The following is a 24,955-nucleotide window of genomic DNA, read 5'->3' on the forward strand; positions in this document are numbered from 1 at the left end:
CATACGAAACAGAATAATATTCCGTTTGACAAGGGGCTGTGCGCCTATGCGCCCTTGCAGGGGCGTCAGGTCGTGTTAGACGGCCTATGGAACCCGATGAGAGGACGACCCAGTGGCCCCGCGCACGCCGCAAGAGACCACCACTACGCTGGCCAGGACTTTGGAACGGCGCACGGCGCCGATGCAGCAACGTGCGCGCGACCGGATCGACAGTGTTCTGGCGGCGACCGAACGCCTTCTGGCCACCACCTCCGTCGACACCATCACCACCAGCAGCATCGCCGCCGAAGCCGATGTGCCGGTCAGTTCGATCTATCGCTATTTCCCGAACGTCTTCGCCATCTACAAGGAGCTGTTCGAGACCCTGGTGTCGCAGATCCACGGCCGCATCGCCGAGATTCTGGAGAACCCGCGGTTCACCTCGTGGCGCGAGCGTCATCTGGAGGTGATGCTGGTCCTGCGTCGGACGCTGAACGAGGACCCGGCCTATCGGCCGCTGTTCCATCTGATGCTGACGACCCGTGAGCTGAGGATCGTCAAGGAAGACGCCAATGCGCAGATCGCGGCCTATCTGGCGGCGCGCTGGGAGCAGGGGCTGGACGGCTTCCACGGCAGCGCGCCCCTGGCGGTTGCGCGCATGGCCACCGAAATCTTCACCTCGTTCGAGACTCTGACCAGCGGCGAGGCCCAGTCGGAATGGACCGACAGCCTGTTTGCAGAGGCCACGCTGGCGCTGGAGCGTTATCTCTCGCTCTACTTGGAAGACCCAGCCTGAGGCGCGGTCTCAGGCCATGCGTCGCAACAGCGCCAGCTTGCCCTTGGTGAAGGGCGGATAGCGGACGCTGGCGTCCAGGGCGAAGCTGCGCCTCAGCACGGCGCGCCGGTGGCTGAAAGCCTCGAAACTGAAGCGGCCGTGATAGGCCCCCATGCCGCTGGCCCCGACGCCGCCGAACGGCAGGTTGGGATTGGCCATAAAGACCACGACGTCGTTGATCGTGGCCGAGCCGGAGCGCGTCGAGGCGATGATCCGGTCGGCGGTCGCCTTGTTCTTGGTGAAGGCGTAGAGGGCCAGGGCTGGCGATCGGGCGTTGATGGCCGCCAGCGGCGCATCCAGCGTCATATAGGGAATGACCGGCAGGATGGGCCCGAAGATCTCTCCGGCCAAGATCGGGGCATCGGCCGCAACCTCGGTCAGGATGGTGGGGGCGACGTAGCAGTCATCGACATCGGCTTGGCCGCCCGTGACGGCGCGGCCGTCGGCCAGCAGGGCCTGCAGGCGCGCGGTGTGGCGGGCGTTGATGATGCGTCCGTAGTCCGGGCTCTGCTTCGGATCGGGTCCGAACATGGTCGCCACCGCCGCTTTCAACTCCTCGAGCAGCCGGGCCTCGACCGAGGCGGCGACATAGACGTGATCGGGCGCCACGCAGATCTGGCCGGCGTTGAGGAAGCGGCCCCAGACGATGCGCCTGGCCGCCACCGCCAGATCGGCCGTTTCATCGACGATGCAGGGGTTCTGGCCGCCGAGTTCGAGCACGACTGGGGTCAGATGCTGGGCCGCCGCCGCCATGACGACCCGGCCCACGCCTTCGCCGCCGGTGTAGAAGATCAGGTCGAACCTCTGGGCCAGCAGGGCGGTGGAGACGTCCGCATCACCCTCGACGACTGTGAAGGCGCGCGGGTCCAGGTAGCGCTCGACCAGTTGCTTCAGCAGGGCCGAGGACCGAGCCGCCATTTCCGAAGGTTTGACGACGGCGCAGTTGCCTGCCGCGATGGCTCCGACCAGAGGCCCCAGAACCAGCTGGAAGGGATAGTTCCACGCTCCGATGATCAGGGTCACGCCATAGGGCGAGGCCTCGATGACGCTCTGGCCGGGCTGGATGGCGAGCGGCGACGCGGCCCGTTGCGGTTGAGCCCAGCGGCGGAGGTGCTTGCGCGCGTAAGACGCTTCCTTGCGGACGAAATCGATCTCGGCCGTGCAGGCCTCGCCGAACGGCTTGCCCAGATCGGCCTTCAGGGCCTCGGCGATCTCGGCCTCGTTTTCGAGCATCATCCGTTCAAGCGCGGCAAGCTGGCCCCGGCGCCAGGCCAGATCGCGCGTCACGCCGCTGTCGAAGGCGGCGCGCAGGGACTGGACGACCGCAGCGATATCGGGAGCAGGGGGCGTCTCTACCGACATGATCCCTCCATTGAATCGATCCAGAAGCGGATGAGGGCCACGCCCTCGGCATGGGCGGTCGAACGGCCGATCTCGGGCATCATCACGGCGGGATTGGTCGAGGCCATGCGATAGGGAATGATCGACGCCTTGGCGTCCCCCGGCACGATGTCGAAGCGCAGATTGCCGGTGCCGGCGCCGGCCGCGACCGGCAGTTTGCAGACGCCAGAAGCGCGCGAAACCGGCGTGGGGGCATTCAGATAGAGGCCCGAGGTGTCGGCCGGCCCTTCGGGGTTGTGACAATGGCCGCAGTTGATGTCGAGATAGGCTTGCGCCCGCGCTTCCAGGGGGGTGCTCGCGTCGGTCCATGCAACCGCCGCCGGGGCGTCCTTGGGATCATCGAGGCCGCGCAGGTAGCCCTTGGCGGTGAGGTGAGTCAGTTGGTTCTCCGGCCCGCTCGCATAGGCGAAGTCGCGATTGAGCAGGCGGGGCTTGGGGCCGATGGGCTGGATGACCCGCGTGGCGACATTGGTTGCGTGACAGGCGGAACACTGGGTGACGTTGGGCACGATGTAGGAGAAGGCCTGATCTGTGCCGTCCTCGCGCGCCAGCGTCAGCGGGACCACCGCGCCGACCCGGTGCAGGACCGCCTCGGTCTGGGCTTCGTTCCACAGATAGGTAAGGGCCGCCCAGCCCTCGGGCCGGTGGATCAGAAGCCGGGTCTCGACCATGCGGACCTGCTTCAGGTTCAGGCCTTCGCCCTCGTGGATCACGGCCTGATCGGCCTGTTGCAGCACCCGCCCGCCGCGCCCGGTCTGGTAGAAGAAGGTCTTGGTGATGACCGTCCCGACCGGAAAGGACAGGGCGTCGTCGCCCGCCTTGTAGTCCGCCGCCGCGCCCGACGGCATCCAGAGGGTCCGCAGCTTTTGCGCATGGTCGGTGAACAGCGGCGTGGTCAGATCATAGGGCGTCACACGCTGGCCCAGGACCAGGGCGTCGCCGGACACCTGGACCATGCCCCAGTCCCGCAGGGACTTCGGGTTTTCGGTGGCGAAGTAGGTCGGATCGACCAGCGGCTGGGACGGCGCCGACGGCCGGGTGCAGGCCGCCGCTCCGGCGACCAGCGCCAGGCAAAGGGTAAGCAGGCGAAACCGGGTCATGAGGCCGCGTCAGGCTCCCGGCAGGACGACGGCCGACAGGCGCGGCAGGGTGCATTTGTGCGGCGTCATGTCGGTGTTGGGATTGGCGTACTTGTTCGGCCCGTCCACGTTCAGGACGCCCGCCTCGCCGTTGTCGATGCAGATGCGCAGAGCGGCGGGCATCTGGCCGTTCACCAGGCGCTTGGGATTGACGTAGCCGTCCCAGATGATGTCGGGGAAGCGGCCGGTCGGCCCGAACTTGGCCACGCGCAGCGCCTGCAGGTCCATGCCGTCGGGTGCGTTTCCGCCGCCGCTGAAGCGGTTGTCCTTGATCAGGATGGCTTCGGGATAGGGGTCGAAGTCGGCGCTCATGGCGCTGTCGGAGTAGCCGGCGGAAAACAGGCTGGAGATGATGATGTTGCCGGTCTTGTTGTCGGCGATCTCGTTGTCGAAGATCTCGACCTGATCATTGGAGTTGACGATCACGCCCGTGCCCGCCGGGACGCTGGCGACCGGGGTGCCGGCATGGCCGAAGTTGCGGGTATTGTTGGCGATGGCGCGGTTATTATAGACGCGCGTCCGATAGCCCGCCTGCTGCAACTGGGGCATGTTGAAGACCAGAATGCCGCCGGTGTTGTTGGTGGCCAGGTTTTCATAGACGTCGGCGTCGATGCAGTTCTCGATCTCGATCCCGGCGACGTTGAACTCGGCCCGGTTGCGGCGAACCACGACGTTCTTGGACTGACCGACATAGATGCCGGCGTCGGACGCGCCGATCGCCACGCTGTCCTCGATCAGGACGTTCTTCGTCTGCACCGGATAGATGCCGTAGGCGCCGTTTTCGGTTTTCGGCCCCTGGGTCCACTCCGTGCGGATGCGGCGGACGATGATGTTCTCGCCCTCATTGATCTTGAGCGCGTCGCCCTTGGCGTCCTCAAGCGCCAGGTCCTCGATGGTGAAGTTGCTGGCCGTGACCAGCAGGCCTTGGGCGCCCGCCGCCTGATTGCGGAAGTTCAGGATGGTCTTGTCCATGCCCTGACCGCGAATGGTGACGCCGTCGACGGCCAGAGTCAGGCTGGTGTCGATGGTGAAGACGCCGGCCGGGATCTCGATGACCGTGCCCGGCTTGGCGTCGATCAGCTTCTCCATCAGCTCATTCTGATAGGTGGTGTTCGCCCTGGAGAGGTCGGTGCCCTTGTCGGCCGGTTTCGACCCGCAGGCCCCCAGCGCCAGCGCCATCGCGACCGGCAGCCATGTACGCATCTTCATGATGTCCCCCTCCAGAACCCTGTTCATCCCTATCCCGGCGCGAGGTTTCCATAAGGCATGCCTTCCCGCAAGACGAAAATGAAACTGTTTCTGTTTTTGGCTGGGGCGGGGTCCAGCGTCAGGGCGTGTGGGCGAGGGCGCCGCCGATCCAGCTTTTGACCACGGCGAGGTCTTCGTTCAGGATCAGCAGGTCGGCCGCATAGCCCGGCGCAATACGGCCGCGTTGGCGCTCCAACCCCAGGAAGGCGGCCGGCGCCGCCGAGGCCATCATGACGGCCGTCGGCAGATCCAGTCCCAGCAGGTCGCGGGCGTTACGCACGGCAGCGGCCATGTCGAGATCTGATCCCGCCAGCACGCCGCGTTCGTCCAGGCAGGCGCCGTCCTTCACCGAAATGCGGCGGCCCTGCAGATAGAAATGCTCGTCCCCGTCGCCGAGATGGGGGGCGTTGACGCTGGGCATGGCGTCGGTGACCAGCATGAAGCGGTCGGCTGGTCGACAACGCAGGGCCAGTTTCAGCACCACCGGATCGACATGGTGGCCGTCGACGATGATTCCGGCCCAGGCGCTGGTGTCCTCCAGCGCCGCGCCGACCACGCCGGGCTCGCGGCTAGTCAGCGGCGACATGGCGTTGAACAGGTGGGTGAAGCCGGTCACGCCCGCATCCAGCGCCGAGCGGATCGTGGCGTAGTCCGCATCCGTATGGCCCGCCGCGACCACGGCGCCGCCATCGACCAGGGCCGCGATCCTGTCTGGCGTGGTCATCTCCGGGGCCAGGGTGATCAGCGTGCGACCGGTCTTCATCCGCGTCAGCAACCGCACGGCTTCGTCGTCCAGGGTGCGGAACTTGGCCGGGTCGTGGATGCCCTTGCGCGCGATGTTGAGGAAGGGGCCTTCGATGTGGATGCCCAGGACGCCGGGCACGCCCTCGGCCATGGCCTGTTCGACGGCGTCGATGGCGCGGTCGATCACAGACAGGTCGTCGCTGATCAGCGTCGGCAGAAAGCCGGTGGTGCCGAAGCGCCGATGCGCGGCGCCGATGCGGGCGATGGTCTCGATCGTGGGCGCGTCGTTGAACAGGACGCCGCCGCCGCCGTTGACCTGGGTGTCGATGTAGCCTGGAACCAGGCGGTCGCCGTTCAGGTCGCGGATCTCGGCCTCTGGAAAGGCGACCCGCAGAACCGGGGTGGGGGCCACCGCGGCGATGCGACCGTCGTCCATGACCACGGCGAGATCGTCGTGAAAGGCGTCATCGACCAGAACACGCCCGTTGTGCAGCAGGGTGGGCATCAAACGGTCTCGGTCACCTTGTTGAGGTAGGGCGGGCGGTCGGGGTCGAAGCCTCGCGCCGTCGAAAGCGTTGCGGCCAGACGATAGAAGCTCTGGATTTGCAGGATCGGTTCCAGCCAGGGATGGCTGGGCGTCGTCGGCAGGGCCGTGACGCCCGGCGCAGTCGTGGCTCCGGCGAAGAAGACCTGAGCCCCGCGCCGAGCGAAGTCGGCGGCCAGGTCCTCGGCGTCGTCGCGCGTCGCGTCCGACTGCGGCAGCAAAAGGACCGGGAAGCCGGTCTTGACCAGGGCCATGGGCCCGTGGCGGACCTCGGCGGTCGAGAAGGCCTCGGCGTGCAGGCCGCAGGTCTCCTTGAGCTTCAGCGCCGCCTCGCGGGCGACGCCGAAGCCGACGCCGCGTCCGACGACATAAAGGCTGCTTGCCTGGGTCAGGGCGGGCAGGGCGGCGGACCAGTCCTGAGCCCAGGCGGCGTCCAGCAGGGCGGGCAGGCGGCTCAAGGCGGCGGACAGGTCGGCGTCGCCGCTCCATTCCGCTGTCAGGTGGGCGATGGCGCTGAGGCTGGCGATAAAGCTTTTGGTTGCGGCGACCGACAGTTCCGGCCCGGCCCGCAGGGGAATGGTCAGGTCCGCGACCTGGCTGAGCGGCGAATCCTCGACATTGACCAGGGCGACGACGAAGGCGCCGCCCGCGCGGGCCCCAGCCGCGGCGGCGACCAGATCAGGGCTCTTGCCGGACTGCGACACCGCCAGGCACAGGCCGTCCGGCACATGCGGCGCGCGGCCATAGACCGAACTGACGGCCAGGGGCATGGGGCTGGTCAGCACCCCGACCTCGGTCTCGATCAGATAGCGGGCGAAGACGCCGGCGTTGTCGGAACTGCCGCGACCGCAGATCAGGGCGGCGGTCGGCGGATTCATGCGCAGCCGCTTGGCGGCCTGGGCCACGACCCCGGCGTTGGCGGCCAATTGGGCGGCGACGAGGCGGCCTGAGGCGGCGGCTTCGGCGAACATCATGGTGTCTTCGGCGCGCATCAGGCGGGTCCGTCGTTCAGTTCGGCGACGAAGTCATAGGCGTCGCCGCGATAATAGGACTGGGTCACTTCCACCGGCTCGCCGTTGTGGAAGGCGCGGCGCTCGATCAGCAGGCCCGGCGCGCCGGGCGCGATGCCCAGAAGCTCGCATTGTTCGGCATTGAACAGGACGGCGCGCAGGCGCTGCAGGGCGCGATTGGGCCTGTGTCCGCTGACCGACAACGCTTGATAGAGCGAGGTGGACACCGCCTCGACGCCCGACAGGCAGGAGGCCGGAACTGTCGAATACTCCAGCGCCATCGGCGCGCCGTCGGCATAGCGGATACGATGGAAGCGATAGACCGGTGCGCCGGGGCTGAGACCCAGCGTCAGCGATTCTTCGGGCGTCACCGTGCCCTCGCTGCGGCTCAGCCAGGAACTGGTGGCCTTGCGTCCGCGCGCCGCCATGTCCTCGGAAAAGGAGGTCAGCTTGGAGAAGCTCTTTTCGACGCGGGCGGCGACGAAGGTGCCCGCGCCCTGGCGGCGGGTCAGCAGGCCCTCGGCCACCAGGCCGTCAAAGGCCTTGCGGATGGTGATTCGCGATACTGATAGCTCGTTGGCCAGGTCCCGTTCGGGCGGCAGGGCGTCGTCGGGCTTCAGCGTGCGGCGCTCGATGGCCTGGCGCACGGCCTGTTGCAACTGCTGATACAGGGGCGCGGGCCTCTGGGCGTCCAGCGATCCTATGGCTTCAAGAAACGGCACGGCGTCCTCCCCCAGAGTGCATCCCAACGACCGCATCTGAACTCATGTCATGCAACCAATCAAGGACCAATATGAAGAAAGTTTAGGCCCAATGTGAAATTTGGTCTTGCAGGATGCGACGCTTTGGTGAAACTCTGCCTTCAATTCCCATGTTCTCTCGATCTAGTCGAAAGAGGGGCGGGCCTTATTGGTCTTGAATTGGGTATGTCGGACCTGCGGGGGCAGGTCTTCTGGAGGGGAGATCCAGCGCCATGAGTATCCGTCACGCCTTGCTTGCCGGTTCAGTCAGCGCCCTGGCGCTGGTCGCCGGCGCCGCCGCCGCCCAGGACGCGCCGACCACCACGGTCGACGAAGTCGTCGTCACGGGCATCCGCGCGTCGCTGCAGCAGTCGATCACGACCAAGCGCAACGCCAACGCCATTATCGACGTCGTCACCGCCGAGGATGTGGGCAAGTTCCCCAGCTCGAACGTGGCCGAAGCCATCACCATCATTCCTGGCGTCACGGTGGACCGCGCCTTCGGGCAGGGCGAAAAGGTTTCGATCCTGGGCACCGACCCGGCGCTGAACCGCACCTTGCTTAACGGCCAGACGGTCGCTTCGGCGGACTGGTTCATCCTCGATCAGCCGGGCCGGACCTTCAACTACGCCCTGCTGGCTCCGCAGATCGTCGGCAAGGTCGAGGTCTATAAATCGCCGGAAGCCCGCATCGATGAAGGCTCGATCGGCGGCACGGTCGACGTTTCGACCCGCCGTCCGCTGGACCTGGGCCGCCACACCCTGTCGGGCGCTGTGACCTATCTTTACAACGACCGTTCCGAGAGCGGCGATGCGCAGCTGTCGGTGCTGGGCGGCTGGCGCAACGAGGATCGCACCTTCGGCGTCCTGGTCTCGGCCCAGCGCGCCGCCGACGACCTGCGTCGCGACGGCATGGAGGCCTATGGCACCATCCCGGCCAGCTATTACGCCGGCGGCAACGCCGAGAACCCTGGCGGCAACTCGATCGCCAATGGCAACTGCGCCGGGACCTGCGCTTCGACCCTGCTGGCCAATCCGAACGCCAAGGGGCTGAACGCCTTCGGCACCCACTTCTTCGAGCAGGGCCGCGAGCGCAACAGCTACACCGTCGCTGCTCAGTGGCGTCCGAACGACAGCCTGGACCTGAACTTCGACTGGCTGCGCATCGACGCCACCTACGACAACATCAACCAGGCCCTGTTTGCCTTCCAGGGCAATACCTGGAACAGCCTGGGCGCCCTGACCGACCTGCAGGTCGATGACGGCGTCATCACCAAGGCCTCCTTCAAGAACGCCCTGAGCGTGCTGGACATCCAGTACCGCGAGGCGGCCATGACCTCGGACAGCTACCACTTCGACGGCAAGTACACGGGCCAGGGCTGGGACCTGTCGGGCGACATCGGCTACACCAAGGCTGACGGCGGCACCCAGCGCCAGCTGTTCGGCGAGTTCCTGAACTGGGCCGACTATACCGTCGACTTCACCGGCGCTCCGGGTTCGCCCGGCGTCCTGACCTACGCCAACGGCAATGTCCTGAACGACGCCTCGAAATTCTCGTTCGACGGCGGCTGGGGCGCGGGCGATCCGTCCGTCGGCCCGACCGGCTACAATGCGGGCTGGGGCGGCAACATCGTCTCCAAGCCGACCATGGACGAAGAAACCTACGCCCAGGCCGACCTTGGCTTCGACCGCGACGGCTTCTTCAGTCGCCTCCAGTTCGGCTACAAGTATCGCAAGCACGAGACCGACCAGAAGATGTCGGGCGTGACGGTTCAGATCTATGGCGCGCCGGACAGCGCCGGCATGTTCAGCCCCAGCCGCGTGCCGGGCAATTATCTGGACGGCTTCGACGGCGTGAACGATCAGATGAAGGGCCGCTTCCGCATCGATGGGAAGGCGCTGGCCGACTATATCGAGGCGGGCGAGTATCTGCGCCCCTGGCAGGCCAAGCCGGTTCCGACCGTCTTCGGCAACGCCGAGTTCACGGCCCAGAACTGGAACGTCCAGGAGACGATCAACGCCCTCTATGGTCAGGCGGACTTCGAGAACGACCGCGTGCGCGGCAACATCGGCCTGCGCTATGTCCGCACCGAGTCGGAAAGCGGCGGCTATGTCTGCGTCAATCAGACGGCGACCGGTTGCGGCGTCACGGCGGCGGATTGGGAATGGAGCGTCCGGAGCAAGGAATACGACGATTTCCTGCCCAGCCTGAACGTCGCCATCAACGCCTCTGACGACCTGATCATCCGTCTGGCGGCGGCCAAGGTCATTTCGCGACCCAACTATGCGGACATGTCCAACTACTTCTGGCTGTCGGATCAGATCCTGACCGGCGGCGGCGGCAACCCGGACCTGGACCCCTACAAGTCGACCAACCTGAACGCGGCGGCTGAATGGTATTTCGCCCCTGACGCCATTCTGTCGGGCGAGATCTTCTACAAGAAGATCGACAACTACATCCTGCAGAAGACTGCGCCGGAAGAACATTTCAACCAGGCCCAGAACGCCGTCACCACCTATCAGATCAGCCGTCCGACCAATGCGGGTTCGGCCGACCTGAAGGGCGCGACCTTCGCCTATCAGCAGAACTACGCCTATGGCCTGGGCCTGCTGGCCAACTACACTTACGTCGACGGCAGCGCGGACAATGGTCAGGACCTGCCCTTCAACTCGAAGCATCAGGTCAACATCAGCCCCTTCTTCGAGGCCGGCGCCTTCTCGGCGCGCATGACCTACACCTGGCGGTCGAAGTATTTCACCGGCGTGGATCGCGGCGACAACATGTATGTCCGCGCCTACACGGGCCTCGACGCCACGGCGGCCTATGCCTTCAACGAACGCGTCAGCCTGACGGTTTCGGGGCAGAACCTGCTCGACAGCGAATACTACGCCTACGCCAATACGGTCAGCCTGCCGCGCGGCGTCTATCGCACCGGCCGCAAGCTGATGGCGACGCTCAGCGTCGAGTTCTAGGACGCGGGGTTCGGGGGACGGCGTTCGCCATCCCCCGTTCCGCCTATCGCCAAGGCTCTCTCCTGAGGCCAGACTGGCGCGGGGCGTCACCGTCCCGCGCGCTTTTTTTGATGCGAGACTGCGTATGACCCAGGTGGTTCGATCAAGGGCGTTTGCCCTACGAATGGCATTGGCGCCGGCCCTGTTGGCGGCCTTGGCCTCGGCTTCGGTCGTCATGGCCCCTGCCGCTATGGCCGAAGCGCCTGTTGGGTCGGTCATCCCGCGTCCCGCCGCCGTTACTCCGGCCGAGGGCACCCTGGTTCTGAGTGACGCAACGGTCCTGATCACCCCGCGCGGCGACGCGGAGGCCCTGCGCGCGGCGACCTATTTCGCCGACCTTATGCAGCGCACGCGCGGCCTGACCCTGACGGTGCGCGAAGGCGAGGCCGCGCCCGGCGCTGTCGTCTTTCGTCGCGCGGCTGAAACCGCCGCCGACGCCTATAGCCTGGACGTGACCCCGCGCGGCGCGATCATCACGGCGGGCGACTTCGGCGGACTTCTCTATGGCTCCATCAGCCTGTGGCAGTTGGCCACCGCCGAGACGGGGCAGGGGGCGGCGACCATTCCCGCCGTGGCCATTTCCGACGCCCCGCGCTTCGGCTGGCGCGGCGTCATGCTGGATTCCGCCCGCCACTATCAGTCGCCCCAGTTCATCAAGGGCTTCATCGACTGGATGGCCCTGCACAAGCTCAACGTCTTCCACTGGCACCTGACCGACGACCAGGCTTGGCGGCTGGAGATCAGGCGCTATCCGAAGCTGACCGAGGTCGGCGGCTGGCGCGTTCATGCGGGCGCGGCGGCGCAGAAGGACATCGACCCGGCGACCGGCCGTCCACGTCTCTATGGCGGTTTCTACACCCAGGATCAGGTGCGTGACATCGTCGCCTATGCGGCGGCGCGCAACATCGTCGTAGTGCCCGAGATCGACGTCCCCGGACACGCCAGCGCGGCGATCGCCGCCTATCCCGAACTGGGCGTGACCGATGTGCCCGGCGCCGCCGTCCCGGCCGTGCCCGCCGACTGGGGCGTCTATCCCACCCTGTTCAACGTCGAGGAGGCCACGCTGGTCTTCTTCGAGAACGTCATGGACGAGGTGGTCGATCTCTTCCCCTCGGAATACGTCCATATCGGCGGCGACGAGGCGGTCAAGGATCAGTGGAAGGCCTCGCCCCGCGTGCAGGAGCGGATGCGCGAACTGGGTCTGGCCGACGAAGAGAAGTTGCAGTCCTGGTTTGTCGCGCGCCTGGAGAAACGCCTGAACGACCACGGCCGTCGCATGATCGGCTGGGATGAAATCCTGGAAGGCGGCATCAATCCCAACGCCAGCGTCATGTCCTGGCGCGGCGTCGAGGGCGCCATCGAGGCGGCGCGTCTGGGCCATGACACGGTCATGTCGCCGGCGCCGGTCCTCTATCTCGACAACCGCCAGAGCCCCGACGACGGCGCGCCCGGGCGCGGCTTCACCTCCACCCTGCGCGACGTTTACAGCTTCGATCCCACGCCGGATGTTTTGACCCCGGAACAGGCGCGCCGCGTCCTGGGGGTGCAGGGAAACCTCTTCACCGAGCATATGCGGACCGAAGACCGGGTCGAGTATCAAGCCTATCCGCGCATCTCGGCCCTGGCGGAAATGGCCTGGACCCCGCACGCGCGGATGGACTTCGCCGACTTCCGCAAGCGTTTGGACCCGCAGCTGGCGCGCTATCGCACCCTGGGCATCGACTATGCGACCATCGGCCTGACCGAGGTTCCCGCCACGCCGCCTGCCGACGGCCAGCGTCGCTATGATCATCAGATGAAGCTGTGCAGCGCGGCCCTGCCGTTGTCGCTGATCGACGACGCTCCGCTGGCGGGCAAACGTCCGGCCCTGCTGATGGACATTCTCAACCCCTGCTGGATCTATCAGTCGGCCGACCTAAGCAAGGGTCTGCGCTTCGAGGCGGCCGTGGGCCAGGTTCCCTTCAACTTCCAGATCGGCGCCGACCGCGACAAGATCCGTCTGGGCGCGCCGCGCACCCCGGCGGGTGAACTGGAGGTCCGCATCGACGGTTGCGAAGGCGAGCCGGCGCTGATCCTTCCTCTGGCCGAGGCAGCGGGCAATGACGGGATCACCACCCTGTCGGGCCAGCTTCCGGCCCGCCCCGGTCAGCATGACCTCTGCCTGAAGTTCACGCAGAAAGAGCGGGATCCGATGTGGGGCGTCGATTGGGTCCGTGTCTCTGATCCGGCCGCTCGGCGCGGGGACGACTGATGACGCCTGAACTGATCGTTCACGCCCCGATCGACGGCTGGGTCTGCACCCTGGACGAAGTCCCGGATGAGGCCTTCGCCGCGCGCCTGGTCGGCGACGGCCTGGCCATCGACCCGACCGGCGTCACGGTGTGCGCGCCGTTTGACGGAGTGGTGTCGATCCTGGCCCGCACCGGCCACGCCGTCAGCATTCGCTCTGACCAGGGGCCCGAAGTCCTGATCCACCTGGGGCTGGAGACGGTAGGCCTGAACGGCGCGGGCTTTGCCGCCCATGTCGCCGCCGGGGATCGGGTCAAGACCGGCGACCCGTTGCTGACACTGGACCTCGATGTGATTGCGGCGGGCGCCAAGAGCCTGATCTCGCCCATCCTGCTGGCCAATGAGGGCGAGGTCCGCCTGCTGCCGCTGAACCGTCTGGTCGTGGCGGGTGAGCCGATCATGGCTGTGCGTCAGATCGTCGTCGCCGAGCCGGCGCCTCAGGCTGTGAACGCGGCGCTGACCCGCACTGTGCGCGCGCCCTTGCCGCATGGCTTGCATGCCCGCCCGGCCTCGCGCCTGGCCGCCGCCGCCAAGGGCTTTGACGCTCGTGTCCACCTGACCTTGGGCGAGCGCAGCGCCGACGCGGTCAGTCTGACCGCCATGATGACCCTGGGCCTCAAGGACGGCGACGAACTGATCGTCAGCGCCAGCGGACCTCAGGCCGAGGCGGCGCTGGATGCCGTCGTCGCCCTGATCGCGTCCGGTCTGGGCGAAGGCGGAGAAGTCGCCCATGCTGCGCCCGCCGTTGAACCGCCGGTCGCACAGGCCGGGCCCGCCGCAGGCGAGGATGGCGAACTGATCTTCTCGGGCGTCACGGCGGCGCCGGGTCTGGTCATCGGTCGCGCCGTTCGCCTGCGTCAGGCCGAGATCGAGACGCCCGAACACGGTCGCGGCGTCGCCCTGGAACAGGCCGCCCTGCAACAGGCCCTGGACGCCGTGCGCGGGCGTATCGAAGCCTCGGTTGCGTCTGGCGGCGCCCACCGCCGGGCCATCCTGGCCGCCCACCTGGCCTTCCTCGACGACCCCGGCCTGATCGCCACGGCCCAGGAAGCCATCGAGGCGGGCCGCAGCGCCGGCTTCGCCTGGCGCACCGCGACGCAAGGGGGCGTGGCCCTGTTCCGCTCGCTGGGCGACGCCCGCACGGCCGAGCGCGCCGACGATCTGATGGATCTGGAGCGTCAGGTTCTGGTCGAACTGTCGGGCGAGGCCGCACCCGCGCCGGTGGTGCTGGGGGCCGGTTCGGTCATCCTGGCCGACGACCTTCTGCCGTCGCAGTTGATCGCGCTGGACGCGGTCAAGGTCGCGGGCCTGTGCACCGCGCGCGGCGGGCCGACCTCGCACGTCGCCATCCTGGCCGCCGCCATGGGCGTGCCGGCCCTGGTCGCGGTCGGCCCCGGTCTGGATCGGGTTGAGGACGGGGCCTTGGTGGTGCTGGACGCCGACGGCCGACGCCTGGTCGCCAGCCCGTCCGCGGCACGCCAAGCCCGCGCCCAGAGCGCCGCCGCCGCCCGCGACCGCCGCCGCGCCGAGGCTAGAGCCCTGGCCGCCGAGGACTGCCGCACCGCTGACGGCGTCCGCATCGAGGTCTTCGCCAATCTGGGCGACGTGGCCGAGGCCGCGCCCGCCGTGGCCGGGGGCGCCGAGGGTTGCGGCCTGCTGCGGACCGAATTCCTCTTCCTGGAACGCCAGAGCGCCCCGACCGAAGATGAGCAACTGGCCCAGTATCAGGCCATCGCCGACGCCCTGGACGGGCGGCCTCTGGTCATCCGTACCCTGGATGCGGGCGGCGACAAGCCCTTGCCCTATCTGCCCATGCCGCATGAAGATAATCCGGCGCTCGGCCTGCGCGGGGTGCGCACAGGCCTGCACCGGCCCGACCTATTGCTGACCCAACTGAGGGCCATCTGCCGGGTGCGCTCAAGCGGAACCGTCGCGGTCATGTTGCCGATGATCGCCTCGGCGTCTGAGGTCCGTCAGGTCCGAGCCCTGCTGGACATCGCCGCCACCGAGACCGGCGGCGCGGCGCCCTTGTTGGGCGTCATGATCGAAACCCCGGCGGCGGCCATGACCGCTGACCTGCTGGCGCCCCACATCAATTTCGTCTCGATCGGCACCAACGACCTGACCCAGTATGCGCTCGCCATGGACCGTCAGAACGCCCACCTGGCGGCACAGCTGGACAGCCTGCATCCGGCGGTGCTGCGCCTGATCGCTCAGACGGCGACGGGGGCTGCCGACACGCGCTGGATCGGCGTCTGCGGCGGTCTGGCTTCCGATCTTCTTGCCGCGCCCATCCTGATCGGTCTCGGCGTCACTGAGCTGTCGGCCACGCCGTCCATGACCGCCGAGATCAAGGCCCTGCTGCGGCGCCTGACTCTGGCTGACTGTCGCCAACTGGCGGCCCAGACCCTGATGCTGGACAGCGCCGAGGCCGTGCGCGCCCTGGCTGAGGACCGTCTGGCCGCCCTCATGAAATCCCGTGTCGTCGGAGCGGTCGCATGAAGATCGGATTGTCCAGCCTACAGCCGCTCGGCCGGGCCCTGATGCTGCCCATCGCCGTCCTGCCGGTCGCAGGGCTGCTGTTGCGGCTGGGCCAGCCAGACCTGCTCGACATCGCCTTCATCTCGGCGGCGGGTCAGGCGGTCTTCGCCAATCTGGGCCTGTTGTTCGCCGTCGGTGTCGCCGTGGGCCTGGCCAGGGACAACAATGGCGCGGCCGGCCTGGCGGGCGTGGTCTGTTTCCTGATCTCGGTCGAGGCGTCCAAGGTCCTGCTGGCGGTCCCGCCCGAGGTGGTCGCGGGGCTGGGCGCCGACGCAGCAGCGGCAGCCTCGAAAGCCTTCAAGGATCAGGCCCTGTCGCGGCTGGGCGTGCCCATCGGCATCGTCGCCGGCCTGATCGCCGGGGCCTGCTACAACCGCTTCTCGACCTTCAAGCTGCCCGACTATCTGGCCTTCTTTGCGGGACGTCGCTTCGTGCCGATCGTGGCCGGAGTGGCGGGTCTGGTCGTGGCCGCCGCTGTGGGGCTGACCTTCACCGGCATCGACCACGCCATCGACGTCTTCAGCCGCGCGGTCGTCGGCTCGGGTGAGTTCGGCCTGTTCGTCTATGGCTTGCTCAACCGGCTGCTGATCGTCACCGGCCTGCACCACATCCTGAACAACGTCGCCTGGTTCATCGTCGGCGATTACAACGGCGCGACCGGCGACCTGAACCGCTTCTTCGCCGGTGATCCCAGCGCCGGCGTCTTCATGAGCGGCTTCTTCCCCGTCATGATGTTCGGCCTGCCCGCCGCCTGTCTGGCCATGTATCACGCGGCCCGGCCCGAACGCCGCAAGGAGGTCGGGGGGATGCTGTTCTCCCTGGCCCTGACCGCCTTCCTGACCGGGGTGACCGAGCCGATTGAATTCACCTTCATGTTCCTGGCCCCGGTCCTCTACGCCATCCATGCGGTTCTGACGGGCGTGTCGATGGTGGTGATGGACCTGCTGGGCTCGCGGCTGGGCTTCACCTTCTCGGCGGGCCTGTTCGACTATGTGCTCAACTATGGCCGCGCGACCCGGCCGTGGATGCTGTTGCCGGTCGGGCTGATCTACGGCGGTCTCTATTATGGCCTGTTCCGGGTCGCCATCAGGGTCTTCAACCTGAAGACGCCGGGGCGCGAGGATGAGCCGGTCGTGGCGGCGCCGATCGCAGATGTCGCGGGCGGTCGGGCCGGGGCCTTCGTCGCGGCGCTCGGCGGGGCGGCCAATCTGACCGCCGTGGCCGCCTGCACCACGCGGCTGCGGCTGCACATCCGCTCACGCGAGGTCGTGGACGAAGCGGCGCTGAAACGGCTGGGCGCGCGCGGGGTCATCGCCCCTGGACCCGACCAGCTTCAGGTCGTCCTGGGCCCCATCGCCGACGCCGTAGCCGATGAGATCAGAGTGGCGCTTGGCGCGGGCGGCGCATCGCTCGCTCCCATTCCCGTCGGCGTCGCGGAAGCGCCGCCGCAACTGGCGCCAGAGCTTCTGGCGGCGCTGGGCGGGGCGGACAATGTCGAGAGCGTTTACCGCCGGGCCGGGCGACTGTGCGTTCGCTTGAACGAGGCCGAGATCGATCAGGTCCGACTGGCCGCCCTCTTGCCTCGCGGCTTCGTGCACACTGGCGAGCGAACGCTGCAGATCCTCGGCGCGCCCTAGCGGCGCCAGACCTCGCGGCCTTCCTTCCAGGTGGACTGCACCTTGATCCCGGCCAGCTTGTCGGGATCGATGGTCATGGGGTTGGCGTCCAGCAGCGTCAGGTCGGCCAGCTTGCCGACCGCCAGCGAGCCCTTCCTGTCGTCCTCATAGTGCTGCCAGGCGGCCCACAGGGTCATGGCCTTCAGGGCGATGTCGACCGGCACGCATTCGTCGGGGCCGAGAATGTCGCCCGAGCGGGTGCGGCGGGTGACGGTGGCGGACAGGACGCGCATGGAATCGGGATTGGCCACCGGCGCGTCGTGATGGGTGGTGAAGCGTATTCCGCGACGCACGGCGGAATGGCAGGGCGAGATGGTCTCGGCCCGGCGCGGTCCCAGAACCGAGTCCCGGTGATAGTCGCCCCAGTAGAAGGTGTGCATGGGAAAGAGCGACGGCACGATGCCCAGCGTCTTCAGGTCGTCCAGCTGATCCATGCGGGTGGTCTGGCCGTGGATCAGGACGGGGCGGCGGTCCTTGGCGCCGTGACGGTTCGTGGCGTCGCGCACCGCCCCGATCAGCAGGTCGATGGCGGCGTCGCCGTTGGCGTGGACCTCGATCTGCCAGTCGTTCTTGAAGGCCAGTTCGATGGCGTCCAGCGCCTGTTGCTCGGTCACGGCGGGATAGCCGCGATAGGAGGCGGGCTTGCCCTCGGGCGGGATGTAGTAGGGCTGCGACAGCCAGGCGGTCTTGCCTTGCGGCGAGCCGTCCAGCGTCAGCTTGACCCCGCCGATGCGGTACTTGCCGACATAGTTCTTGCGAAACAGCGGCGTCGCCATGACGTCGGTCGAGGTCAGGATGTCGGGGAAGGACAGGATGTCGATGGGCAGCTCGCCGCGCTCGGCCAGCATGGCGATCATGTTGCAGGTGTCGGTCGAGGAGCGCCCGTCCTGGGCCGTGGTGTAGCCAAAGCTGGAATAGAAGCGCGCGCCCTCGCGGATCATCTCCAGGTTGGCCTGAAGGTCCAGACGGGTGAACAGGGCGCCCATGACCGCGAACAGGGCGGTTTCCTCCATGACCCCGTTGGGCTGCTGTGAGCCTTCTTCGCGGCGGAAGGCGCCGCCGTCGGGATCGGGCGTCGAGGCGGTCACGCCCGCCGCCGCCAGGGCCGCGCTATTGGCCGACCCTAGGTGACCGGACTGGTGCATGAACAGGATCGGCACGCTGTCGGAGATGGCGTCCAACTCCTTGCCGGTCGGGTGGCGATGTTCCTTCAGCTGAGAGTCGTCATAGCCGAAGCCGATGACCAGCTGGGTGTCGCGAACCAGGGCTTCGTGCGCGTTCATCCAGTCGCGGGTGATGCGTTGCAGGGCGGGGATGTCGTTGCCCTCGCCGTCCGGCGCCGGCAGCAGGTTGGCGTAGCGCGCCTGAAGCCCGACCATGGAGACATGGCCGTGCGGATCAAAGAAGCCGGGCAGCAGGGTGCGCCCGTCCAGATTGACCGTCTGGGCGTTGCGGCCCACGGCGGCCCGGGCTTGCGCCAGCGAGCCGACCGCGACGATGACGCCGTTGCGCACCGCCACGGCCTCGGCGGTCGGCATGGTGTCGTCGATGGTCAGGATGGGGCCGCCGGTGAAGACGGTCGCCGAGGCGTCACGCGCGGTCTGGGCCATGCTTCGGCCTCCGATGAGGGAGGCGCCGGCCAGGGCGCCGGCTCCGGCAAGCAGGCTGCGGCGGCTGGACCGGGGAAGGATCAGGGTCATGGACGCCTCGTTCAACTCGCTCGGCGGTGGGCCACGATCAACGGGCCTTCAGGTCGCGGCTTCTGTCAGGAAGCTACGCCCAAAGCTCTGGCTTCGAAAGGTCGGGTCCTACTCAGGGGGAATGTGGTCGTCGCCCTCGACGCGATCGCGATAGACGGCGGCGCGCGCCAGCAGGATCAGCGTCACGGGCGTCGTGACGGTCAGGAAGACGCCGATCAGCAGGTCGCGGAGCGCCAGTCGCCCCTCGGTCATGGACCAGAAGGCGACCGAGGCCACGACGATCAGCGCCATGCCCAGGGTGGCGCCCAGCGTCGGCGCGTGAACCCGCTCGTAGAAGCGTTTCAGGACGACAAGGCCTGCGGAGCCGACCAGCGCCAGCAGGCTGCCGCAAACCGTGACGGCGACGATGGTCCAGGCCGCCCACAGCGGCAGGTCGGAGGGCGTCATTCAATCACCTCGCCACGCATCAGGAACTTGGCCAGGGCGACGGTGGCGGTGAAGCCCAGCATGCCGATGATCAGGGCCGCCTCGAAATAGAGGCCGACTCCGCTGCGCATTCCCTGAACCAGGATCAGCAGCATGGCGTTCAGGTAGAGGGTGTCGAGGCCCAGAACGCGGTCCTGCGCGCGGGGGCCGCGCATCATGCGCCAGGCGGCCAGCAACATGGCCAGCAACAGCATGGCCTGGGCCGCGCCCAACCCCCAGTAGAGAACAGAGGAGGCGGTCACGGGAAGATCTCCAGCAGCAGGCGTTCATAGCGACCCTTGATCAGGTCGATCCATTCCTGCTCCTCGGTCAGGTCGAGGACGTGCAGCAACAGGCGGCCCGAAGGGCGGTCATACTGGACCCAGAGGGTGCCGGGCGTGCTGGTCAGGATGATGGCGAGAACGGCCAGGCCGTATCGGTTGCGCAGGTCGAGCGGCACGTGGATGAAGCCCGAAACGCGCTGAAGTCTGCGACGTCCCATGATGATGCTGGCCACGGCGTAGTTGGACCGCACCACGTCGATAGCGACGTAGCTGGCCAGCCGCAGGATGGCGCTCGGCGAACGGACGCCGGAACGGTCGGGCTCCAGCCGACGCATCACCTGGGGGATGGCCAGGGCGACCACCAGACCGAGGACGACGTCGCCCGCCGAAATCGGCCCGCTCAGCACAAGCCAGCTGGCAAACAACCCGAGGGCCAGAAGGGGGTGGGGCAGGAGGGCGCGGATCATTCGGCGGCTCCCAGCACGGCGCTGATATAGGCCCTTGGCGAGGCCAGCCATTCGCCGGTCTTCTCGGCATAGGTCAGGCCGGCGGCGGCCCCGGCGCTAAGCCACAGACAGCACAGGACCAGGCCGCCGATGGCCAGGAACTCGGGACTGCGAACCTTGGGCGCGACGGCGTCCTCGCGCCAGAAGCCCGCCACGCCAAACCGCGTCAGGGCGATCAGGGCGGCGAAGCTGGACAGGGTCAGGACCCCGACCAGGGTCCAACTGGCGGGCGACAGCGCGCCGTCGCCGGACAAGAGGGCGACGAAGATGCTCAGCTTGCCCGCGAAGCCGGCCAGCGGCGGCAGGCTGACCGTCACCAGGGCGGCCAGGATGAAGGCTCCGCCCAGGAAGGCGGTCGAAGCCGGCAGGACGCGCCCCACTTCCTGAACGTCGTCGGCGGCGAACGGGTCATCGTATTCGTCGTCGAAGACCGCATCCTCGGGCGACGCCGCCACGTCCTCGCCTCGCGCCAGGATCTCGGCGATCAGGAACAGGGCCCCGGCCGCCAGGGTGGACGCCGCCATGTAGAAAAGGGCGCCGCCGACCGCGTCAGGCACGGCGGTCCCCGCGATGGCCAGAACCGTGCCGGACGACACCATGACGGCATAGCCGGCCGCGCCTTCGAGGCGTCGCGCCGCGACCATGCCGGCGGCGCCGAAGACGACCGTGGCTGCACCCGCCGCCAGCAGCCAGGTATTGCCGAACCCGGCCGAGGCGCCGGCGTCGGCGCCGAATAACAGGGTGGCCAGGCGCAGGATGACATAGACCCCGACCTTGCTGAGGATAGCAAAGACCGCCGCGACCGGGGCGCTGGCGGCGGCATAGGCGCCGGGCAGCCAGAAGCCGAGCGGCCAGGCCGCCGCCTTGACCAGGAAGGCCACGCCCAGGATGGCGCAACCGATGTGGAATAGGGCCCGGTCATGGTCGGGGATGGCCGCGACCTTGCTGGCGATGTCGGCCATGTTGAGCGCGCCGGTCACGCCGTAGATCAGGCTGACCCCGATGAGGAAGAACAGCGACGCCGTCAGGTTGATGGCGACGTAGCCCAGCCCGGCCCGCACCCGCTTCTCGCCCGACCCGTGCAGCAGCAGGCCGTAGGAGGCCGCCAGCATGACCTCGAAGAAGACGAAGAGGTTGAACAGGTCGCCGGTCAGAACCGCTCCGTTCACGCCCATGACCAGCAGCAGGTAAAGAGCGTGGAAGCGCGGCCCGGCCCGGTCCCAGCGGGCATAGGAGAACATCAGCCCCCCCGCCGCCAGCGTGGCCGTCAGCGCCAGCATCAGGGTCGACAGTCGGTCCGCAACGAGGGTGATGCCGAAAGGCGCGGCCCAGGCGCCGAGGTTGTAGATGCGCGCCGTGTCGTCGCCCGCCGGTCCGCCGACCGCCGCTTCGTGGAGCAGGGCATAGGCCACGCCGACCAGGGCGATCAGGGTGCACAGGCTGATCAGGGCCTTCAGGCCATAGCGCTGCTCCTTGAGCAGCAGCATGCTGGCCGCCGCGATCAGCGGCAGCACCACAGGCACGACGATGAGATGGTCTTGCCAGTCGGTCATTCGCCCGGCTCCCGTCCGTCGATGTGGTCGCTGCCGGTGATGCCTCGGCTGGTCAGCAGCACCACCAGGAACAGGGCCGTCAGGGCGAAACTGATGACGATGGCGGTCAGGACCAGGGCCTGGGGCACAGGGTCGGCGTAGGCGGGGGGATCAACCGGACCCTCGCCCTTCAGCACCGGCGGCGCCCCCGCGCGCAGACGGCCCATGGCGAAGATGAACAGGTTGACGGCATAGCCGAGCAGGGACAGCCCGATAATGACCTGGAAGGTGCGCGGGCGCAGCAGCAGCCAGACGCCGGCGGCGGTCAGCACGCCGATGCCGAGAGCGAGAACCAGTTCCATCAGACGGTCTCCTCTTCGGTGGTCGCAGGCGCGACCGTCCGCGACTTGCGCAAGGACTGGTGGGCGATAGCAACCAGCATCAGGACCGTCGCCCCGACCACCAGCAGGGCCACGCCCGCGTCGAACACGACCGCCGACGCCAATGGCGTCTTGCCGATCAGCGGTAGGTCGACATAGCGGAACCACGAGGTCAGCAGGGGATAGCCGAACAGCCACGAGGCGACGCCCGACAGGGTCGCGATCAACAGCCCCCCGCCGATCCAGACCAGGGGCCGAATCTCCAGCCGCTCTTCGACCCAGCGGGCGCCCGAGGCCATGTATTGCAGGATGAAGGCGATCGACAGGGTCACGCCCGCCGCGAAACCGCCGCCGGGCAGGTCGTGCCCGCGCAGGAAGAGGTGCAGCGCCAACAGCACGATGAAGGGGAAGAGCCAGCGCATGACCACGCGCGGGATCAGCATGGTCTCGGACAGGGTGTCGCCCAGCTTGCGGTCTTCACGGCGGTCGTCGCTGTCGTCCTGAATGCGCTTCTGTTCGGTATGGCCGAGACTGTCGGAGGCCGGACGGAAGCGACGCAGCAGGGCCCATATCGTCAGGCCGACAATGCCCAGGACCGTGATCTCGCCCAGGGTGTCGAAGGCGCGGAAGTCGACCAGCAGCACGTTCACCACATTGCGCCCGCCGCCCTCGGAATAGGCATGATCGAGGAAGTATTGCGCCAGCGGCGACGCTGACGGCCGGGTCATGACGGCGAAGGCGATCAGGGCTACGCCGGCGCCGGCGATGATCGCGATGGCGAGGTCCGTCACGCGCCGTCGGCGGGCCTTGGCCTCCTGCCTGGGCGAGGCCAGGTCGGGCAGGCGTTTGGGCAGCCAACGCAGGCCCAGCAACAGCAGGACCGTGGTGACGATCTCGACCAGCATCTGGGTCGTGGCGAGATCGGGGGCCGAGAACCAGACGAAGGTCAGGCAACTGACCAGTCCGGCCCCTCCGACCAGAACGACGGCGGCCAGACGGTGATACTTGGCCTGCCAGGCGGCGGCGACGGCGCAGGACCCGCCGATGATCCACAGCAGGGTGAAGCCCAGGCCGGGACGCTGAACCGTCAGACCCGCCTCTTCAAAGCCCAGACCAGCCATGCCGCTGGCCAGCACACCCGCGAGCATACAGGTCAGGATAATGGCCCGCAGACGCGCCTGCTGCCGTGAGGCGCCGAGGCGTCGCACGATCCATGCGGCGCCGTTGTGGAAGGCTCGCATGACCCGATCATAGGCGCGGGCGCCGTTGAAACGACCGACCACCCAGGGCCGCTCGCTGGCATTGATGCGCGGGCCCAGCAGCTTGTAGGCGATGACGCCGCCCACAAGGGCGATCGCGCTCATCACCAGCGGCAGGTTGAAGCCGTGCCAGACCGCCAGACTGTAATAGGGGACGTCGTCGCCCAGCACCGAGCGAACGGCGACGGCCAGCACTGGCCCGATGGTGACGCCCGGCAGGACGCCGACCAGGATGCACAGGCCGACCAGGACCTCGATGGGGAAGCGCATCCAGCGCGGCGGCTCATGCGGGGTCTTGGGCAGATCGACGGGCGGCGGGCCAAAGAAGGTCTGGTGGATGAAGCGCACCGAATAGAGCACGCTCAGCAGGCTGGCGACCGTGGCCAGGACGGGCAGGGCCAGGTTCAGGTGCCGCCCACCCGATTGGGCGACCGCCTCCGCCAGGAACATCTCCTTGGACAGGAAGCCGTTCAGCAGGGGCACCCCTGCCATCGCTGCGGCGGCGACGATAGCCAGGGCCGCCGTGACCGGCATGGAGCGTCTAAGGCCGCTGAGCTTACGCATGTCGCGCGTGCCGGTCTCGTGGTCGATGACCCCGGCGGCCATGAAGAGTGAGGCCTTGAAGGTGGCGTGGTTCACGGTGTGGAAGATGGCCGCCACCGCCGCCAGCGGGCTGCCCAGCCCCAGCAGGAGCGTGATCAGGCCCAGATGGCTGATGGTGGAATAGGCCAGCAAGCCCTTGAGATCATTCTGAAAGACCGCGCTCCAGGCGCCAAACAACAGGGTGGCCATCCCCGCCGTGCTGACAATGACGTACCAGGCGTCGGTGCCCGCCAGCACGGGCCACAGGCGGATCATCAGAAAGACGCCGGCCTTCACCATGGTCGCCGAATGCAGATAGGCGCTCACCGGCGTCGGGGCGGCCATGGCGCGGGGCAGCCAGAAGTGGAAGGGGAACTGCGCGCTCTTGGTCAGGGCGCCGGCCAGGATCAGGATCAGGGCCGTCAGATACCAGGGGCTGTTCTTGATGACGTCGCCCGACGCCAGCACGACGTCCAGGTCGAAACTGCCGACGATGCGGCCCAGCACCACGACCCCGGCCAATAGGCATAGCCCGCCCGCCGCCGTCACCGTCAGCGCCATCCGCGCGCCGTCGCGCGCCGCCGCATTGTGGTGCCAATAGCCAATCAGCAGGAAGGAGAAGAGGCTGGTCAGCTCCCAGAAAATGGCCAGCTGGATCAGGTCGCCGGCCATGACCATGCCGGTCATCGCCCCCATGAAGGCCAGCAGGAAGGCGAAGAAGCGCGGGACTGGATCGTCCGCCGACATGTAGTAGCGGGCGTAGAGCACCACGAGGGCGCCGATGCCCTGGACCATGACCGCGAACAGCCAGGCCAGACCGTCCAGCCGCAGGGTGAAGTTGACGCCGAGCGTGGGCAGCCAGGCCATCGACCAGCGCACAGGTTCTGCGCTGGCGACGGCGGGGAACAGGGCCACCAGGCAGAGCAGACCCGCCAGCGACGTCAACCATGCCAGTGCTGCTGCGGCGTTCCGCGCGCGTGATGGCAGGAAGAGAGCCATCATGGCCGCCACAAAGGGCGCCCCGAAGGGAATGAGCAGCAGCAGGGTATGGGACATGCGTGGCGGAGATCCTGTCGCTGCGGCGCTTCAG

At 67.7% G+C, this 24,955-nt stretch carries 18 protein-coding genes; 5 read left to right on the forward strand and 13 right to left on the reverse strand.

The features are described from left to right. Positions 1-112: 112 nt before the first annotated feature. Positions 113-775, forward strand: a complete 663-nt coding sequence (locus tag CQ039_RS01290) for a TetR/AcrR family transcriptional regulator (protein WP_146112069.1) — start codon at positions 113-115, stop codon at positions 773-775. A 9-nt stretch (positions 776-784) separates the two neighbouring features. On the opposite strand, the gene CQ039_RS01295 is transcribed toward CQ039_RS01290, so the two are convergent. The 6 genes from CQ039_RS01295 to CQ039_RS01320 all read right to left on the reverse strand — a co-directional run bounded on the left by CQ039_RS01295 (position 785) and on the right by CQ039_RS01320 (position 7,622). Next, positions 785-2,176 carry an aldehyde dehydrogenase family protein gene (locus CQ039_RS01295; protein WP_105562081.1) on the reverse strand — a complete coding sequence of 464 codons (1,392 nt, stop codon included), beginning with the start codon at positions 2,174-2,176 and terminating at the stop codon, positions 785-787. After that, positions 2,167-3,315, reverse strand: a complete 1,149-nt coding sequence (locus CQ039_RS01300; RefSeq protein WP_105562082.1) for an SO2930 family diheme c-type cytochrome — start codon at positions 3,313-3,315, stop codon at positions 2,167-2,169. The genes CQ039_RS01295 and CQ039_RS01300 overlap by 10 nt, the downstream gene beginning before the upstream one ends. A 9-nt stretch (positions 3,316-3,324) precedes the next feature. Then, complete coding sequence (locus CQ039_RS01305) at positions 3,325-4,563, reverse strand: parallel beta-helix domain-containing protein (protein WP_105562189.1); 1,239 nt, start codon at positions 4,561-4,563, stop codon at positions 3,325-3,327. Between the two features lie 118 nt (positions 4,564-4,681). Beyond that, the gene (gene nagA / locus CQ039_RS01310; protein WP_105562083.1) at positions 4,682-5,851 is read right to left on the reverse strand and encodes an N-acetylglucosamine-6-phosphate deacetylase; all 1,170 of its coding nucleotides are present in this window, start codon (positions 5,849-5,851) and stop codon (positions 4,682-4,684) included. After that, positions 5,851-6,882, reverse strand: a complete 1,032-nt coding sequence (locus tag CQ039_RS01315; RefSeq protein WP_233190101.1) for an SIS domain-containing protein — start codon at positions 6,880-6,882, stop codon at positions 5,851-5,853. Before CQ039_RS01315 ends, nagA begins: the two co-directional genes overlap by 1 nt. Then, entirely contained in the window at positions 6,882-7,622 is a 741-nt protein-coding gene (locus CQ039_RS01320; RefSeq protein WP_199183528.1) for a GntR family transcriptional regulator, read from the reverse strand. Before CQ039_RS01320 ends, CQ039_RS01315 begins: the two co-directional genes overlap by 1 nt. Before the next feature lie 251 nt (positions 7,623-7,873). On the opposite strand from CQ039_RS01320, the gene CQ039_RS01325 reads away from it, so the two are divergent. The 4 genes from CQ039_RS01325 to nagE all read left to right on the forward strand — a co-directional run bounded on the left by CQ039_RS01325 (position 7,874) and on the right by nagE (position 17,118). Further along, complete coding sequence (locus tag CQ039_RS01325; RefSeq protein ID WP_105562085.1) at positions 7,874-10,612, forward strand: TonB-dependent receptor; 2,739 nt, start codon at positions 7,874-7,876, stop codon at positions 10,610-10,612. A 163-nt stretch (positions 10,613-10,775) separates the two neighbouring features. Further along, positions 10,776-12,902, forward strand: a complete 2,127-nt coding sequence (locus CQ039_RS01330; RefSeq protein ID WP_105562086.1) for a family 20 glycosylhydrolase — start codon at positions 10,776-10,778, stop codon at positions 12,900-12,902. Beyond that, complete coding sequence (gene ptsP / locus CQ039_RS01335) at positions 12,902-15,442, forward strand: phosphoenolpyruvate--protein phosphotransferase (RefSeq protein WP_199183529.1); 2,541 nt, start codon at positions 12,902-12,904, stop codon at positions 15,440-15,442. Before CQ039_RS01330 ends, ptsP begins: the two co-directional genes overlap by 1 nt. Then, on the forward strand, positions 15,439-17,118 hold the full coding sequence (nagE, locus tag CQ039_RS01340; protein ID WP_105562088.1) for an N-acetylglucosamine-specific PTS transporter subunit IIBC: 1,680 nt from the start codon (positions 15,439-15,441) through the stop codon (positions 17,116-17,118). The genes ptsP and nagE overlap by 4 nt, the downstream gene beginning before the upstream one ends. On the opposite strand, the gene CQ039_RS01345 is transcribed toward nagE, so the two are convergent. The 7 genes from CQ039_RS01345 to CQ039_RS01375 all read right to left on the reverse strand — a co-directional run bounded on the left by CQ039_RS01345 (position 17,115) and on the right by CQ039_RS01375 (position 24,921). Beyond that, positions 17,115-18,857 (reverse strand): amidohydrolase, encoded by a 1,743-nt coding sequence (locus CQ039_RS01345; RefSeq protein ID WP_199183530.1) that lies wholly within the window; start codon positions 18,855-18,857, stop codon positions 17,115-17,117. The genes nagE and CQ039_RS01345 overlap by 4 nt on opposite strands. A gap of 108 nt (positions 18,858-18,965) precedes the next feature. Further along, positions 18,966-19,304: a monovalent cation/H(+) antiporter subunit G gene (mnhG, locus tag CQ039_RS01350; protein WP_105562089.1), complete on the reverse strand. Its 339-nt coding sequence runs from the start codon at positions 19,302-19,304 to the stop codon at positions 18,966-18,968. Further along, complete coding sequence (locus tag CQ039_RS01355; protein WP_105562090.1) at positions 19,301-19,585, reverse strand: K+/H+ antiporter subunit F; 285 nt, start codon at positions 19,583-19,585, stop codon at positions 19,301-19,303. The genes mnhG and CQ039_RS01355 overlap by 4 nt, the downstream gene beginning before the upstream one ends. After that, positions 19,582-20,073: a Na+/H+ antiporter subunit E gene (locus CQ039_RS01360; RefSeq protein ID WP_199183531.1), complete on the reverse strand. Its 492-nt coding sequence runs from the start codon at positions 20,071-20,073 to the stop codon at positions 19,582-19,584. Before CQ039_RS01360 ends, CQ039_RS01355 begins: the two co-directional genes overlap by 4 nt. Continuing rightward, positions 20,070-21,665 carry a monovalent cation/H+ antiporter subunit D gene (locus CQ039_RS01365; protein WP_105562091.1) on the reverse strand — a complete coding sequence of 532 codons (1,596 nt, stop codon included), beginning with the start codon at positions 21,663-21,665 and terminating at the stop codon, positions 20,070-20,072. Before CQ039_RS01365 ends, CQ039_RS01360 begins: the two co-directional genes overlap by 4 nt. After that, positions 21,662-22,006 (reverse strand): Na+/H+ antiporter subunit C, encoded by a 345-nt coding sequence (locus tag CQ039_RS01370; protein WP_105562092.1) that lies wholly within the window; start codon positions 22,004-22,006, stop codon positions 21,662-21,664. Before CQ039_RS01370 ends, CQ039_RS01365 begins: the two co-directional genes overlap by 4 nt. Then, the gene (locus CQ039_RS01375) at positions 22,006-24,921 is read right to left on the reverse strand and encodes a monovalent cation/H+ antiporter subunit A (protein WP_105562093.1); all 2,916 of its coding nucleotides are present in this window, start codon (positions 24,919-24,921) and stop codon (positions 22,006-22,008) included. The genes CQ039_RS01370 and CQ039_RS01375 overlap by 1 nt, the downstream gene beginning before the upstream one ends. Positions 24,922-24,955 lie beyond the last annotated feature (34 nt).

The sequence above is a fragment of the Brevundimonas sp. MYb52 genome, from assembly GCF_002979535.1.
Classification (GTDB): Bacteria; Pseudomonadota; Alphaproteobacteria; order Caulobacterales; family Caulobacteraceae; genus Brevundimonas.

Coding starts and splice junctions, on each gene's coding strand:
- CQ039_RS01295 (WP_105562081.1), bottom strand. CDS start 2,176: ATGTCGGTAGAGACGCCCCCTGCTCCCGATATCGCTGCGGTCGTCCAG.
- CQ039_RS01300 (WP_105562082.1), bottom strand. CDS start 3,315: ATGACCCGGTTTCGCCTGCTTACCCTTTGCCTGGCGCTGGTCGCCGGA.
- CQ039_RS01305 (WP_105562189.1), bottom strand. CDS start 4,563: ATGAAGATGCGTACATGGCTGCCGGTCGCGATGGCGCTGGCGCTGGGG.
- nagA (WP_105562083.1), bottom strand. CDS start 5,851: ATGCCCACCCTGCTGCACAACGGGCGTGTTCTGGTCGATGACGCCTTT.
- CQ039_RS01315 (WP_233190101.1), bottom strand. CDS start 6,882: ATGCGCGCCGAAGACACCATGATGTTCGCCGAAGCCGCCGCCTCAGGC.
- CQ039_RS01325 (WP_105562085.1), top strand. CDS start 7,874: ATGAGTATCCGTCACGCCTTGCTTGCCGGTTCAGTCAGCGCCCTGGCG.
- CQ039_RS01330 (WP_105562086.1), top strand. CDS start 10,776: ATGGCATTGGCGCCGGCCCTGTTGGCGGCCTTGGCCTCGGCTTCGGTC.
- ptsP (WP_199183529.1), top strand. CDS start 12,902: ATGACGCCTGAACTGATCGTTCACGCCCCGATCGACGGCTGGGTCTGC.
- nagE (WP_105562088.1), top strand. CDS start 15,439: ATGAAGATCGGATTGTCCAGCCTACAGCCGCTCGGCCGGGCCCTGATG.
- CQ039_RS01345 (WP_199183530.1), bottom strand. CDS start 18,857: ATGACCCTGATCCTTCCCCGGTCCAGCCGCCGCAGCCTGCTTGCCGGA.
- mnhG (WP_105562089.1), bottom strand. CDS start 19,304: ATGACGCCCTCCGACCTGCCGCTGTGGGCGGCCTGGACCATCGTCGCC.
- CQ039_RS01360 (WP_199183531.1), bottom strand. CDS start 20,073: ATGATCCGCGCCCTCCTGCCCCACCCCCTTCTGGCCCTCGGGTTGTTT.
- CQ039_RS01365 (WP_105562091.1), bottom strand. CDS start 21,665: ATGACCGACTGGCAAGACCATCTCATCGTCGTGCCTGTGGTGCTGCCG.
- CQ039_RS01370 (WP_105562092.1), bottom strand. CDS start 22,006: ATGGAACTGGTTCTCGCTCTCGGCATCGGCGTGCTGACCGCCGCCGGC.
- CQ039_RS01375 (WP_105562093.1), bottom strand. CDS start 24,921: ATGTCCCATACCCTGCTGCTGCTCATTCCCTTCGGGGCGCCCTTTGTG.